Annotated in this window: 13 protein-coding genes; 6 read left to right on the top strand and 7 right to left on the bottom strand. The window is 42.0% G+C overall.

What is annotated here, in order from left to right:
- Positions 1-50: 50 nt before the first annotated feature.
- The gene (locus C0J08_RS22190) at positions 51-1,883 is read right to left on the bottom strand and encodes an ABC transporter ATP-binding protein (protein ID WP_249344433.1); all 1,833 of its coding nucleotides are present in this window, start codon (positions 1,881-1,883) and stop codon (positions 51-53) included.
- 210 nt (positions 1,884-2,093) lie between these two features.
- Here C0J08_RS22190 and C0J08_RS22185 point away from each other — a divergent pair, with 210 nt between their 5' ends.
- From C0J08_RS22185 to C0J08_RS22170, 4 genes are all read left to right on the top strand, one after another.
- Entirely contained in the window at positions 2,094-3,017 is a 924-nt protein-coding gene (locus tag C0J08_RS22185; RefSeq protein WP_212654025.1) for a LysR family transcriptional regulator, read from the top strand.
- 62 nt (positions 3,018-3,079) lie between these two features.
- Positions 3,080-3,910: a helix-turn-helix transcriptional regulator gene (locus C0J08_RS22180; RefSeq protein WP_212654024.1), complete on the top strand. Its 831-nt coding sequence runs from the start codon at positions 3,080-3,082 to the stop codon at positions 3,908-3,910.
- A 51-nt stretch (positions 3,911-3,961) separates the two neighbouring features.
- Positions 3,962-4,546, top strand: a complete 585-nt coding sequence (locus tag C0J08_RS22175) for a LysE family translocator (protein WP_212654023.1) — start codon at positions 3,962-3,964, stop codon at positions 4,544-4,546.
- A 570-nt stretch (positions 4,547-5,116) separates the two neighbouring features.
- Positions 5,117-5,734: a LysE family translocator gene (locus tag C0J08_RS22170; protein ID WP_212654022.1), complete on the top strand. Its 618-nt coding sequence runs from the start codon at positions 5,117-5,119 to the stop codon at positions 5,732-5,734.
- A gap of 29 nt (positions 5,735-5,763) precedes the next feature.
- Here the strand turns inward: C0J08_RS22170 and C0J08_RS22165 are convergent, their stop codons facing one another.
- Positions 5,764-6,153, bottom strand: coding sequence for a SufE family protein (locus C0J08_RS22165; RefSeq protein ID WP_249344431.1), 390 nt, complete (start codon positions 6,151-6,153; stop codon positions 5,764-5,766).
- Between the two features lie 4 nt (positions 6,154-6,157).
- Entirely contained in the window at positions 6,158-7,375 is a 1,218-nt protein-coding gene (locus C0J08_RS22160; RefSeq protein WP_212654020.1) for an aminotransferase class V-fold PLP-dependent enzyme, read from the bottom strand.
- 208 nt (positions 7,376-7,583) lie between these two features.
- Between C0J08_RS22160 and C0J08_RS22155 the strand changes: the two genes are divergently transcribed.
- Positions 7,584-9,134, top strand: coding sequence for a GntR family transcriptional regulator (locus C0J08_RS22155; RefSeq protein WP_212654019.1), 1,551 nt, complete (start codon positions 7,584-7,586; stop codon positions 9,132-9,134).
- Positions 9,135-9,204: 70 nt separating this feature from the next.
- On the opposite strand, the gene eptA is transcribed toward C0J08_RS22155, so the two are convergent.
- Complete coding sequence (eptA, locus tag C0J08_RS22150) at positions 9,205-10,827, bottom strand: phosphoethanolamine--lipid A transferase EptA (RefSeq protein WP_212654018.1); 1,623 nt, start codon at positions 10,825-10,827, stop codon at positions 9,205-9,207.
- A 340-nt stretch (positions 10,828-11,167) separates the two neighbouring features.
- Here eptA and C0J08_RS22145 point away from each other — a divergent pair, with 340 nt between their 5' ends.
- Entirely contained in the window at positions 11,168-11,992 is an 825-nt protein-coding gene (locus tag C0J08_RS22145; RefSeq protein WP_212654017.1) for a phosphatase PAP2 family protein, read from the top strand.
- A gap of 30 nt (positions 11,993-12,022) precedes the next feature.
- On the opposite strand, the gene C0J08_RS22140 is transcribed toward C0J08_RS22145, so the two are convergent.
- The 3 genes from C0J08_RS22140 to C0J08_RS22130 form a co-directional block, all read right to left on the bottom strand.
- Positions 12,023-12,649, bottom strand: a complete 627-nt coding sequence (locus tag C0J08_RS22140) for a DsbA family protein (RefSeq protein ID WP_212654016.1) — start codon at positions 12,647-12,649, stop codon at positions 12,023-12,025.
- A 148-nt stretch (positions 12,650-12,797) separates the two neighbouring features.
- Positions 12,798-13,994, bottom strand: coding sequence for an amino acid aminotransferase (locus tag C0J08_RS22135; protein WP_212654015.1), 1,197 nt, complete (start codon positions 13,992-13,994; stop codon positions 12,798-12,800).
- A 299-nt stretch (positions 13,995-14,293) separates the two neighbouring features.
- Positions 14,294-14,488, bottom strand: coding sequence for a PA3496 family putative envelope integrity protein (locus tag C0J08_RS22130; protein WP_212654014.1), 195 nt, complete (start codon positions 14,486-14,488; stop codon positions 14,294-14,296).
- Positions 14,489-14,508 lie beyond the last annotated feature (20 nt).

Below are 14,508 nucleotides of genomic sequence, written 5' to 3'. Positions count from 1 at the left end.
TATTTAACGCTCCGTTCTGTCTTTTGTGATCGTTGGATAGCTCTTTATAGTTATGGTGCCTCGGCGACAAAGTGTCCCGGGGCGATTTCTTTATGTGGAAGAATCCGAGGTTCATCACCTACACGTCTGACTGGACTTGGGATTTCGCCGCTAAGGCGTCCTAAATCTCTTTCAATGGTTGGATCTGCAATGGGGACGGCACTAAGCAAGCGCTGTGTGTAAGGATGGGTTGGTTTTTCTAAGACTTGTTGGCGAGAACCAAGCTCGGCTACTTGACCAAGATATAATACAGCGACTCGGTGACTCATTTTTTCAACAACTGCCATATCATGACTGATAAACAAATAAGCAATGCCGTGTTCTTCTTGCAGTTCCATGAAGAGATTGATGATCTGGGCTTGAATAGAGACATCGAGCGCAGATAAGGCTTCATCGGCAATAATTAATTTGGGATTCGATGCCAATGCTCGGGCAATACAAATACGCTGACGTTGGCCACCTGAGAATTGATGAGGATAGCGTTTAGCCTGTTCAGCCGTTAAGCCAACACGTTCCAATAACTCATGAACACGCTTTTGAATATTTTTTTCACCGCGAATAAGGTTGTGAGTTTTGATTGGTTCGGCAATAGAAAAACCTATGGTCTTTCTAGGATCAAGTGAAGCTAAAGGGTCTTGAAAAATGTATTGGATTTCTCGACGTAAACGCTGTCGGTCTCGTTTACTCAAGGAGGTAAAAGGCTTGCCTTCAAAGCTAATATCCCCGCTGGTGGCTTTCTGCAACTGTTGTATGGTGCGCCCAATCGTTGACTTACCGGAACCAGATTCTCCGACCAAAGCTAATGTTTCGCCACGAAAGATATCAAAGCTGACGTTTTCTACCGCATGCACTCGGTGCGTGACGCCTCCCCAAAAGCTTTTTTTACTATCGAAGCGTGTAACAAGGTTACGGACTGATAATAATGGGTTTTCATTATAGCGTGCGGTATCTTGTATTGTTTCTTTTCCTACTTGGCGAGGTGTTCCATCATCCATTACTGTAATCGGAAAACGTTTGGGGAAAGCTTCTCCGGCCATACTTCCAAGTTTTGGCACGGCAGATAACAAAGCTTTGGTATAAGAGTGCTGAGGATTGGCAAACAAGTCTTTTACTGGTCCTTGTTCAACTTTCTTTCCCTTCCACATGACAACCACATCGTCTGCAATTTCTGCGACGACTCCCATGTCGTGAGTGATAAAAATCACCGCCATGTCGAGCTCTTTTTGTAAGTCACTAAGGATGGTTAAGATTTGTGCTTGAATGGTGACATCAAGTGCTGTGGTGGGTTCGTCAGCGATCAACACTTTTGGACGACAAGCCAATGCCATAGCAATCATCACACGTTGCCTCATTCCGCCTGATAATTGATGAGGGTAGCGTTTGAGCATTTCTTCTGCATCGGGAAGGCGAACCATTTTAAGTAACTTGACACTTTCCGCGAGAGCGTCTGTTTTACTAACTTTTTTGTGTAAAGAGAGGGATTCGGCTATTTGATCGCCGATAGTAAAAACAGGATTTAATGAGGTCATTGGCTCTTGGAAAATCATCGCAATATCTTTACCACGAATAGAGCGCATTTTGTCTTGTGACAACGTCAATAAATCCACTTCCCCTTGTTCGGAAGTAAACCGGATCCGTCCTGTTGGGTAAGTTGCTCCAGTTCCCTCAGCTAAACGCATAATGGATTGTGATGTAACAGATTTTCCTGACCCTGACTCTCCAACAATAGCCAGTGTTCGGCCTGCCATGACGGAAAAATTAAGATCGTCAATGACACGAGATTGACCAAATTCTACCGATAAATTCTCGACGGTCAGTATTGGTGTGGATGAAATGTCTGTCACTAAAATAATCCTTACTATTAAGAGGCGTTTGGCTACAGGCACTTTAATCTAATCACGGCCTATTTAAGTGGGCGTTTGACAGAAATCATAAAGTAGCTATGAAAATTCTCATTCTTTACCTACTTTCATGATGTGTATTTAAGTCGATGACTTCCACTTATATTATTGTATGCTTGATAATTAAATGTTATTGAAAAGGATTGATTTTGTATGAAATTCAGGCAAGTAGAGGCTTTCCGTTACATCATGCTACGAGGAACGACGGCTGCTGCCGCGGCAGAAATGCATGTTTCTCAGCCTGCGGTAAGTCGTTTACTGAGTGATTTAGAGCATTCGTTGGGTTTCTCATTATTTGATCGACGTAAGGGGCGCCTGCACCCAACTCATGAAGCAACGGAATTTTTTCGCTCAGTTGAGGAGAGTTTTTTAGGGTTAGAGAAATTAGAATCTGTGGCTTCTAAAATACGCACTCGAACGCCAAGTGAACTGAAAATCGGTAGTACGTCAGCCATTGCAAGTACCTTATTGCCTTTAGCTTTGTTGGAACACAAGAAGTTTTTTCCAGATGAGCGCGTCACTATTCATACGGATGGTATGGCTGAATTAGTGATGAAATTACAAACTAATGCCGTTGATTTGGCGATTGGTTTGGAATTACCACAACTGATTGGAATCGAACGTGAGTTTATAGGCAATGCACGTTTTGTTTTTGCAGCCAAATCGGATCATCCTTTGGCAAAAAAAGAAGTAATTTGCGCACAAGATTTGATTGGAGAGTCTGTGTTGACGGTTGTTGATAGTTCGCCTGTATATTGGAGTGAGCTGGGCGGTGCATTGAGTTCTGTTAAGTCTCAGATTAAGCAACGTATTCTGATAGATACTTCCCATACTGGCTATGCAATGATTGCAGCGGGTCTAGCCGTGGCGGTATTGGAACCTTTTGCTGCGCGAGTTTGGGAAGGCAATGATGTTGTGATTCGACCTTTTGAACCTGCCATATACTACCCGTATGGTTTGGCTTATCCTACCAATACTCGCCAGCATAAGTCTCTATTCAGCTTTACACAGTCGATTCAAAAAGTGGCTAAAAATATGCGAGAGTTTGATAACGACTGTGTTGTCATGCAGAAATAAGCAGAGTGACTATCACTAATTATCTGGTTGCTGCAAATGTGTAATAGGAAGGATATCTAGCAATGCACAAAGGTGAATATTGTCATGCTACGAGTAACCAATCTTTAGATGGCCTTGAGGTGATTCATGCGCAATTCACGGATACGGTATTTGGTAAGCATGCTCACGCTGATTACGTGATTTCTATTGTTGATGCGGGAGTGATGCACTTTAGTCACAAAGGTGCTACGCATAATGCTGTGCCTGGTGAGTTATCTATCGTTAGCCCTGATGAACTGCATACGGGCTCTAAAGGACAGGGTGAAGGTTGGCGTTATCGTGCTTTATACCCTTCTTTAGATTGTATGGGCAGATTATATCAAGAGTTGTTTGGGCGATCTGGTTTGCCAAGCTTCGATGGGAGCATTTTGGCAGATAAACGCTTGAGTCTCGAAATGCAGTTATTATTGGCTAAACTCGAATCGGATGCTGAGACATTGGATTTAGAAGTGCAATGGGAATTGTTTCTAGTCAACCTGCTGAAAAAACACGCAACGCAACGGGGTCAATCGCCAAGAGCGCTCAGATCGTCTCAATCAAACATTGAGCTGGTGCGGGATTATCTTGCTGATCAGTATCAACACAAAGTGTCATTGGAAACCGTCGCACAGCAGGCTGGTATCAGTAAGTTTCACTTAATCAAAGAATTTAAACGCTGTTATCAGTTAACTCCTCATCAATATCAAATCCAACAACGTTTGAATCACGCTAGAGCACAATTGAAGGCGGGAGCGAGTGCGATAGATGTCGCCCATCGTTGCGGTTTTCATGATCAAAGCCATTTCACAAAAGCGTTTGTGAATGCGATGGGAATTACACCATCGGCATACCGACAGCAATTTTTTACAAGATAACGCGGACTTGCTTTATTACTCTGATGGTTTTGTTGCCTTAGTGAGTGTTTTATGGAAAGTCAGTGGGCCTTTTTGGTGGTTTGTCTTGCGTCAGCATTATCCCCTGGACCGGGAGGTTTAGCGGTTGTGAGTAGCAGTATTAATCAGAGCTTGCGTGGAACTTTGCCTGTAATTTTTGGCATTGCTATCGGACTGATGTTAGCTTCTTTACTGGCTAATACATGGCTGTTAGCTGTCATTCATTCGAGTGAGCAGGCCTTTCAAATTATGACGTGGCTTTGTAGTGGTTATATTGGCTATTTAGGTTGTAAAGCACTGTATTATGCTGATAGTGAAATGAATATAGCGGCAAAGGGCTATAGCTTTAAAAATGGTGTATTAATCTCGTTATTAAACCCAAAAACACTGGTGTTCTTTGGAGCATTGTTCCCTATGTTCGTACCATCCAATGAGTATTTTGTGTCCTATGCTATTTTACTTACCATCGAACTGGTGACGATTACCTTTATTATCCATGTGTTGATTTCATTAACTATTGATAAGGTATCTCACTTACTGAAACACCATATCGTACTTATTAATCGTATTACGGGATTATTATTTATTGCTTTGGGTATAGCGGGTTTTATCTATTAATAATTGAGTATAGATTAAGGAAGGTGCGAATAAGTCTACTAAGCCTCAGTCTTTCAGAGAAATCGTCAAATAAGGCGCGACTCTGAAGGAATGTAGGTACCTTTCAAAGAGTCGCAACGACATGTGGCGTTTTCTCTGAAAGACCCGCAGGGCATGGCCTAAAAGCCTGTATTCTTTGTTGAGCACCTCGAAAATAGAACCACTATTCACATTCGCTACTCGCCTCGAATAACAGGCTTTTATCCACATGCTGAGACAAGAGGACTTGTTCGCACCTTCCTTAAGCGTGTATTTGCTTTAGTTCTTTAACTAAGCTCTAGATGGAGACTGATACACCATGTTTGAGTTTGGCATCGCTGTCGGCTTTGAAGGCGTATGCCATTATTTTCTGAAATGATAAGCCACACGGCGCTTTCACAGCTGTTACTTTGTTATCTTAAGTCTGTTCTTCAGTAGAAAGTCACGGTACTGTTTTGCTTAATTGAAAATTTTAGGGAAACCTAAGATTAATAACCTAAAACAAGTTGATAACGAAAAATTTTAATTCAGATATCAGTAGGGAGAATGAAGATGGATTATTGGTTGTTTTTGCTGATCTGCTTGGTAGCGACTTTTTCCCCCGGTCCAGCGGTGTTGCTCGCTATAAAGAACTCCGCTAATTTTGGTTTTTGGCAATCCATGAAGGGGGTGGCAGGCAACGTTGCGGCGGTAATGACCCTTGCCAGTTTATCGGCTGCAGGGTTGGGAGCCATTATTCTTGCTTCTGATTTACTGTTTAGCCTGATCAAAGTATTGGGCGGTTTATATTTAATGTATCTTGGCGTTAAAGCTTGGAATACTCGATATACAAAACCGACTCTACAAAAGGAATCGAAACCTTTAACTACAGGTAAAAAACTTTTTACTGAAGCTTATGTGGTTGGTATGAGTAATCCTAAAGCCATTGCATTCTACACTGCCGTATTTCCTCAGTTTATCGACTTGAATCAAGCCGTGCTGCCGCAATTTTGTTTATTAGCTGGGACATTTGCTTGTTGTTCTATGGTTGGCTTGGGTTTTTATGCATTAGCAACGACATCAATTAGTCAGTATCTAGCGAGAGAGAACATTAACCGACTCTTTCATCGATTAACTGGTGGAATATTTATTGGCTTTGGATTGTCATTGATATTTGTAAATAAAAGCTAAGTGGCAGGCATTTTGAAGCAAAAGAAATGTTATGCCTTGTTTATTCTATCCAAAATCGCCAACACGCCATTGGTTCTCGAGCTGGTTAGGTAGCTAGATAAATTCAGTTCCTCCAGCTCGATGGTCAAATTCATAGCTTGTATTTCCGACAGCATTTTTCCTTCTACCAAGCTTAATATGGCGACTAATACGCCGCGCATGAGTTTGGCGTCACTGTCGGCTTTGAAGTGGCGTATGCCATTGTTTTCTTCCATGATGAGCCAAACGGCGCTTTCACAGCCTTTTACTTTGTTGTCTTCGATCTTTTCTTCGGTAGACAGTCGCGGTAAAGCTTTGCTTAAAGTCACTAACGCTTTAAAGGTTTCTTCTTTACTTCGGCAGGCTTGCAGTTGGGCTTTTATGTTTGCTGAGTCCGTCATTGTGTTACTCATCGTTCAATAGGTCTATGGCTTCAATTAATACATCGCAGAAGCGATCGGCTTCTTCCATGGTGTTGTAACAAGCAAAAGAAGCACGCAGTGTGCCTGCAACACCCAGTTGCGCCATCAAAGGATGGGCACAGTGACTTCCTGCTCTAACCCCCACACCTTGGCTATCTAAGTAAGCGTTCAAATCCAAAATATGAATATTGGGTACACTTAGGGAAACCAAGGTGGTATTTTTTTCTGGAGAATAAATCTCGATGCCGCCTTCTTTCTGCAAACGATTAAAAACATGCGTAGCGAGGGATTGCTCCCAAGCTAATAATGCTGGACGATCTTGAGCAGTAAGAAAATCACAGGCCGCGGCCAATCCTATTGCGCCTTCAATATGAGGCGTGCCAGCTTCTAGACGATATGGCAGCACATTGAACTCAGTGGCTTGGTAAGACACATGACGCACCATCTCGCCACCAGTCTGAAAAGGCATCAATATTTCCAGCGCGTGGCTTTTACCATAAAGCACGCCAATCCCTGTGGGGGCGTACATCTTGTGCCCTGAAAAGACATAGAAATCACAATTCAATACTTGTACATCGACAGGGTAGTGCGCTACGGCTTGGGCACCATCAACCAGCGTAAAGGCGCCTTGTTGTTTGGCGAGGTCTAGCATCATTTGTAACGGGGTAGCGACACCAATGGCATTGGAGACTTGCGTGGCAGCAAAGATACGCGTGCGATCGGTAAAATAGCGACTGAACTCGGGCTCCCATTCGCCATTAGAGGTTAAGGGTAAAACTCTAAGTCGAGCACCGGTTCGAAAAGCCAATTGCTGCCACGGCACAAGATTGGCATGGTGTTCTAAACTGGTGATGAGGATTTCATCGCCTTTTTCGAGTAAATGCTCAAGGCCAAAAGCAACGGTATTAATGGCTTCGGTCGTTCCTTTTGTCCAAATGATATGGCTTTGCTCTGGCGCGTTGATAAAGCGGGCGACTGTGTCTCGGGCTTGTTCAAAACGATTGGTTGCTCGGTCACTAAGGAAATGCGCACCACGATGAACATTGGCATTAATGCTGCGGTAATAATCTTGAATGGCATCCAACACGGGTAACGGTTTTTGTGTGGTCGCTGCATTATCTAAATAGACTAATGGATGATCGTAGGCTGACTGCGCCAAAATAGGGAATAAGTGACGGAGTGAAGAAGGATCAAAAGCCATGGGTACTCTACTTTGTTCTGAACGGTGAACGGACGCTGATAGGGAATTAAATTAAGTAAAACCGCTAAATTCGTGCTGGAAATAGGGCAAATTGTACCTTAACTCCCAACAAATTCGCGAATTATTGGTCTTTTACTTGCGTTTTTTTTAGACAACTATAATGATTGATTACAGATACTAGATGACAAACTAGAAAAGGTACAAAGCGGTGGCGGATTTTTTATATAAAGGTGTGGTGGATTGGTTTTTGGATCAGATGTCACAAGAGGCGATTGTGCCCGGTGATAAAATGCCGTCCTTGCGAGCGTTATCAAAGCAATTGGGTCTTAGCTTAAACACGGTCATACATGGCTATGAATTATTAAGTGAAGATGGCTGGATCGAGTCTCGCCCTAAATCTGGTTACTTTGTTTGTCATCGTAGTGAGACAAAACCGGCGCTATTATTGGCGGGTGATGCACTTCGTGAACTGGCTAATGAAGGTACTAAGCCGGCTTGGTCATGTCTTGCTCACCGTGGTGCTTTGGTCGATCAAAGTGATGCATTTTTAAGCCCGGCAGTTCGTCAAGAAGAAGTGCATCTTCCTGTACTCGGTAAAGGTCATTTAGCGGTTCGTGAAGCCGTCATTGAGTATCTAAAAGGGTTAAGCATTAAAGCGCATGCATCGCATCTTTGGTTAGGTCAGTCGCCTTTAGCCATGTTCACCCAAACAGTTCAAACACTGACTCAACGAGGTGACAGCGTCTTAGTATTAACGCCTTGTGATCCAAGAATTACGACTACATTACAAAGCTTAGGTCGGCAGGTGGTTGCTTTAACGGCAGGCGAACGAGGCGTTGATTTGGATTTAGCTATTCGTTGCTTGCGTGACAAATCGATTCGCCTGATTGTGTTACCGGGCCAGTTTTCGTTTCCAGCGGGTCAATTGATTAGTAACCTTAGTTTGCGCCGTTGGTTGGCGATTATTGAAGAAACCAAGTTACCAGTCATTGAGTGGGATTTGTGTTCTCATCTAGCTTATCGCACAGGTTCTTTAATGGCTTATAAATCTTTGGACTCATCCGATCATATTGTTTATATAGGCGGTGTGGAATCTAAAGGTGCTGGTCGTTCAGCCTGCTGGTGTTTACCGGGTCGCCATCAAACGTTGTTAGAAGGCGCTTTTTTGAGTGCTGATATGGCATTAAGTGATGTTCAGCAGATCGCATTGAGCGATGCTTTGCAGACAAGTAGTAAGCGTTCGCTAATGAAACGAGCCAGAGATGTTTGGGCGAATTCTGAACGTGTTAAAGCACATTTGGAATCTCGGCTTGGTGAGCATGTCAGCTTTGCAGCGAGCAAAGGCGGGATATCCTTGTGGATGCGGTTATCTAAACCATTAGAAGTGGCGAGCATGACCGCCTTATTAGGCAGCTTTCGTCACGCTATTGTCCCTGGTGCTTTGGTGAGTCATGAAGCGGATGCAAATTATTGGCTGGCGGTGAACGTTACTTTAGACGATGTGGAACCATTGGCCAAAGCACTAGCGGAACATTTAGTGACTGATAATGTTGGTCAACCTGAGGATGACACTGAATTAGAAGAAAATAAGGTCGACAAGGTTGAAAGTGATTTAGCATCGCCCGAAGAATCCAGTCAAAAGGATACAACAGAAGGCTCTAAAGTGAGTGATGAAAAGGAAGCGAAAACGTCTCGCAATGTCACAACAGAGCCGCTTTACAATCCCATGTTGGATCTAATTAATCATGATTTTGGTTAAGGTTAGATAAGACATTGCTAAGTTTAAATAATAAGGACCAAGAGTGGTCCTTATTATTTATTGTCGAGACTTATGGCTGACGTGCTGCTCTGAATATGTCTAAGTCTTTATTATAAATCTTACTATCCATATCAAAGGCGCCCATGACACTGTGAAAAATATTGGCTTGGGTGTTCACTTTACGAGCTTTTAACTTATCGACGGAAACGTGTCTCTGTGCGATAAAAGAAGGTGACATCCATACAAAAAATGGCACTTTTAATTGCTGTTCAGGAGCTATCGAATAAGGTGTTCCGTGTAAATAAATACCATTTTCCCCAAGTGACTCTCCGTGATCTGATATATAAAGATACGCACTGGAAGTGTTCTTTAGACTTTTTAGTGTCAGACGCAATTGATCTAAAAAGTGATCGTTATACAGAATGGTATTGTCATAAGCATTGATTAGTTCTTCTTGTGTGCAGTTACTTAATTCAACAGAGCGACAAACAGGCTTGAAAACCTCAAACTCTTTTGGGTATTTCGTATAATAAGACGGTCCGTGACTTCCTGTTTGATGAAGTACAACAAAGATTTTTTGTTTATCCGATGCTTCTATTTGATCAGCCAAATGACTTAATAACACACCATCGTAATCACATTCATCGCCTTTACAGTTGGCTTTTAAATCACCACCATCAAGATAACTGGCAACTTTGATAGGCGGCTCTCCCCAGTTTTTTGTCCGCCAAAATACGTCAATGCCTTGTCGCTCTAGGTAGCTGGGTAAGGGTTCGAAATTTTCGGAAAAAACGCCGCTTGGATCATTATGAGACAGAATACATTTCACGGCAGCCGTGGTGTATGTTGCACACGATGTGGCGTTCTTCATAGTAATAACGTTCGATGCTGTTAAAAGCGGATTAGTGGGCTTGTTATAACCATAAAGAGAAAAATTCTCGGCACGTGCTGACTCGCCGATAACAAGGACAACAACCGTTTTTTCATTTGAATGAAAAGTGGCATCAGGTAATAAGGTTTGTACTACGTTTTCTTTAGATTGCTGCACTTTATAACGTATTGTGTTGCCGACATATGACCAAGGCATGATTCTTCCACCTAATTGCTTAGCGTGGTCATCGATCCAAAGCCATTTACTTTGAGATTGCCATAGAAAAGTAGAGGACACGATTATGGTAATAATGAGGTATATAAAGAGTCGTAGTCTTGAGGTTTTTTGCACGGAAGTACGAATGATTAACCAAGCAGGTATAACCCCTAGGACAATAAAGTAGATGACTAACTTAGGGCTTAAAAACTGTTCTGATTCAGAATACTGAGTGTTTAAAATATTGCCAATCATACTGGTACCGAGAATGACGTTGTAACTCACCACAAAGTACACTGCTAATGAATTGGCTAAAGCCAGTATGACACAAATTGTTTTTCCTAAGCGCCGAGAAACCATAAAGAGTAGGTAGAGCACGAAGGTGGTGACAAGATAAATAACGGTAAAGACAACCAGTAAAGTATGCAGGCCATTTAAGGTTAAGCCGTCTAAATTCTTTAATGAAAAGAGCAATAAAGGCCAGTTGTATAATACGGCATTTAATAAAGCTAATACGATTACGAAGGTCGAAGTACTAGGCTTGAATGTTAGGCCGCGCTTGAAAAAAGAGCCTGAGTTAGACGAAACAGAGCGATTGCTATTCATTAGGGGGTTCGTTCCTATGACCTTGTTGTTGCGTAGTATCGAGAAAAGAGCAGGTGCTTAGTCGGGTATTGTACAAATGTTAGTGAATCTACAGAAGGAGTTTTTCTATATAGTTTAAGCCATTGCTCTTATCTGATAAGCCTACCTTCAACCTTTGGCGTTTCATTTTTCCAATGTTTCATTTGTTAATTCCACATAAAGGTATAAAAAAGCACAGTAAATTCCATTTTTTATATATCTAAAATGCATTTTCACTTATTTTTCATCTATTATGTATATAATGTGCAATTATTTAGTTTAAAATTTGCACATCTATTGTTTCACTGTAGAGAAAAGTTTTATGCGTTTTTATCTCACCAAGATAACCTCAAATTATAAGTCGCTGTTAGATCAAGCAAGAATGACACCGTCGTCTTATTCTCAATCTAGTATCCATATTTTGCTGTTGTTTGCTGCTGTTCTAGCTGTGATGGCTTTAGTTGGAAATTGGATAGGGGGGTATCATTTTGCTTTCATGGAAATCAACCAACTGAGTTCAGGCATTTCACCGTTATTATTGGAAAACCTGACCGTTTTTGGCGATGGAGTGTTTCTGCTTGCCTTAGTACTGTTGTTTTCTTGTCGTAATATTCGTCTTCATTGGACGGTTTTGTTTACCAGCATTGTTGCTGCTGTTGTAGTTAATTTGCTGAAAGATTACTTCGCTATGCCGCGACCACCAGCTGTGCTTGATCCTGAGACCTTCAATCTTTTAGGAAGAGCCTATAAAGCACGTAGCTTTCCGTCTGGTCATACGGTAACGGCATTTTTGATTGCAAGTATGTGTTTTTGCTATATAAAAAATATGTATTTTAAAATATCTATCCTTATATTGGCTGCTTTAGTAGGCTTGAGCCGAGTACTACTTGGAGTGCATTGGCCAATGGATGTCCTAGTTGGTGGATCTTTAGGTATTATTCTTGGTGTGGGTGGTGTGATTATTACGGCAAAATGGAAGTTTGGTTTGTGCGCATTCGTTCACCTATTTACAATGACTTTAATGGTCATTGCTTGTGTTGCGATTTTTGTTGATGGTAATGACTATAAGCTGGCAATGCCAATGCTCTATGTGGTTTCAGCTGCCGCTTTGATTCAAATGGTAAGAAGTTATATTTGGGTTAAATAATTTGCTGGGTTAAATTACGTAAAAAAGGCGCTACAGAAGCGCCTTTTTTATTGCCCTTAACATACTAGAATGATCTTTATAGTCTAGTGGAATGGGAGTGAGTTTATCACCTATAAGTAAGGCTAAAGAGGGAAATGAGTTCAAACCAAGGTGCCGAGCTTGTTCGACTTCTTCTTCCAATAAACCTTGGTTTTTAACATGCTGCATAGCTTTCTCAAAACCGTCTGCATTCATACCGATACTTTCTGCACATTCAATAAGCGTATTTAGATTTGATGGGTTCTTAGCTTTTAGGTAATAGGCTTCTTGGATGACGTGATACATCTCTTCTTCTAAACCTGTGTCTCTGGCCACGTAGCAAGCTCTACAAGCCGGATAGGTCGAGCGGCGTGGAGCGGCGTTTCTCCAGAAATCGAAGTTAAATTCGCTGCCAAGCGTGTTTTGAATCTTGTGCCATGTTGCTTCGAGTTTGCTTTTCATTTCATCAGGCATTGCTTTATCTGAATCGATAGCAAGGCCGCCTAGCATGGGCTGAATGGTTAATTGGTTTTTATCGACTAAGTCTTGTAGCGCTTTTTGTAGTTTGCTCCAAGTCGGTCTGAATCCCCAACACCAGCTGCACATGGGGTCATAACAATAAATGAGTGTGGCAGTCATGGATAGTTTCCGTGGCGATTATAAAGAGCTTATAAGGTAGCAGTCTCTTAGGAGAGAAAACAATAAACAAGTGTGACTAATATAAAAAATGGCTTTAACCATAAAGTTAAAGCCATTTTTTATTTCGTATCCAATTTGAAGCTGTAGATTAGCTTTTTAAGACTTCAGCAATCGCTTCACAAAGAGGATCCATATTGTTGTGAGTCATTCCGGCAACATTAATGCGTCCTGAGCCAACAATGTAAATGCCGAAATCTTTACGCAGCTGAGCCACTTGGTCTGGAGTAAGGCCAGAAAAAGAGAACATGCCTTGTTGTTGTGAAATAAACGAGAAATCTTGGGTAACCCCTTTGATTCTAAGAGTATTAACAAACAGACTACGCATTTCGTGGATACGCGTGCGCATGGCTGTCAATTCACTTTCCCATAATGCGAAAAGTTCTGGGTCATTAAGCACTTCCGCGACAACCGCCGAACCGTGTGAAGGTGGGTTCGAGTAGTTAGTACGAATACAGCGTTTAATTTGAGTGAAAGATGCTTCGGCTTGTTCCGCTGTTTCACACAAAATGGTTAAAGCACCAACTCGCTCATTGTATAGGCCAAAGTTCTTTGAGAAAGAGCTCGCAATGAGCATTTCAGGTACATGTTCAATGAAGGTACGTAAACCTTGAGCATCTTCGTTCAAGCCTTGCCCAAAACCTTGGTAAGCAAAGTCGAATAAGGCTAAGAAACCTTGCTTGCTGCAAAGTTTGGCAAGTTGATACCACTGCTCAGGCGTCGGATCGATACCTGTCGGGTTGTGGCAGCAACCATGGAATAACACAACATCACCTTCAGGGACTTGAGACAAACTGGCCAGCATGGCTTCAAAATCTAACGATTTGTTATCAGCATTGTAATAAGCATAGCTGCCGACTTCTAAACCAACGGATTGAAAAACAGACTGATGGTTGGCCCATGTTGGGTTACTGACCCAAATGGTGGCTTCAGGTAAATGCTTTTTAATGAATTCTGCGGCGACGCGTAATGCACCTGTTCCGCCAGGAGTTTGGGCGGTCTGAGCAAGCTGCTTGGCAATGATAGGATGATTCTTTCCAAACAGTAATGACTGTACAGCAGTCCGGTAAGCGGGGGCCCCCTCAATACTTAGGTAGCTTTTGGTTTTTTCTTGGGTTAACAAGCGTTGTTCTGCTTGCTTTACAGACTGTAGGATCGGAGTATCACCCTGCTCGTCTTTGTATACACCAACACCCAAATTAATTTTATTGGGATTCGTTTCATTTCTATAAGCGTCATTCAGGCCAAGAATCGGGTCTGCAGGAGCAGCTTGGATATGTTCAAACATGTTAACTCCCCAAGAGGGTTATTTTCTTTTTTTATTATGGATTAGAAGATATAAAAAATCAGACCATATGGTACTCCAACACGTGAGTAACCGCTATAAGTTGGCGAAAAAGGGCAATAATTTACTGTGTAGAAATGTAGCTATAGGTTTTAGAAAACAGGATTTTTACATGCCAATAGGAGAAGTTGGTCGCATTTATATCATTGGCTAAGATATTTTAGAGATAAAGGAAGAGTGTAGACCTAACAATGGTGTTAGGTCATATTGTATTTTCTGTGTGCTTTTAACGTTAGTTTGAACTAATCATCCCAACCGTTTGAGATATCATGACTCAAACGTTTTTGTTCCAAATGCTGTTCAATAGCACGTCGGGCTTTTAACATACGCGCCGCGTCTTCCTTTTGATTTCGTTCTTTGGTCTCGTTATCCAAACTAATGGAAGCATGTATTATGTCGGTTTTTACTTCAGTTAATGTTTCCGCAAAATCGCTCATCGTTATACCCTTTTGGACGT

Source organism: Marinomonas sp. CT5, assembly GCF_018336975.1.
Classification (GTDB): domain Bacteria; phylum Pseudomonadota; class Gammaproteobacteria; order Pseudomonadales; family Marinomonadaceae; genus Marinomonas.
Note: the sequence above shows the minus strand (reverse complement) of the source record. Positions and strands in the feature narration are given on the sequence as shown.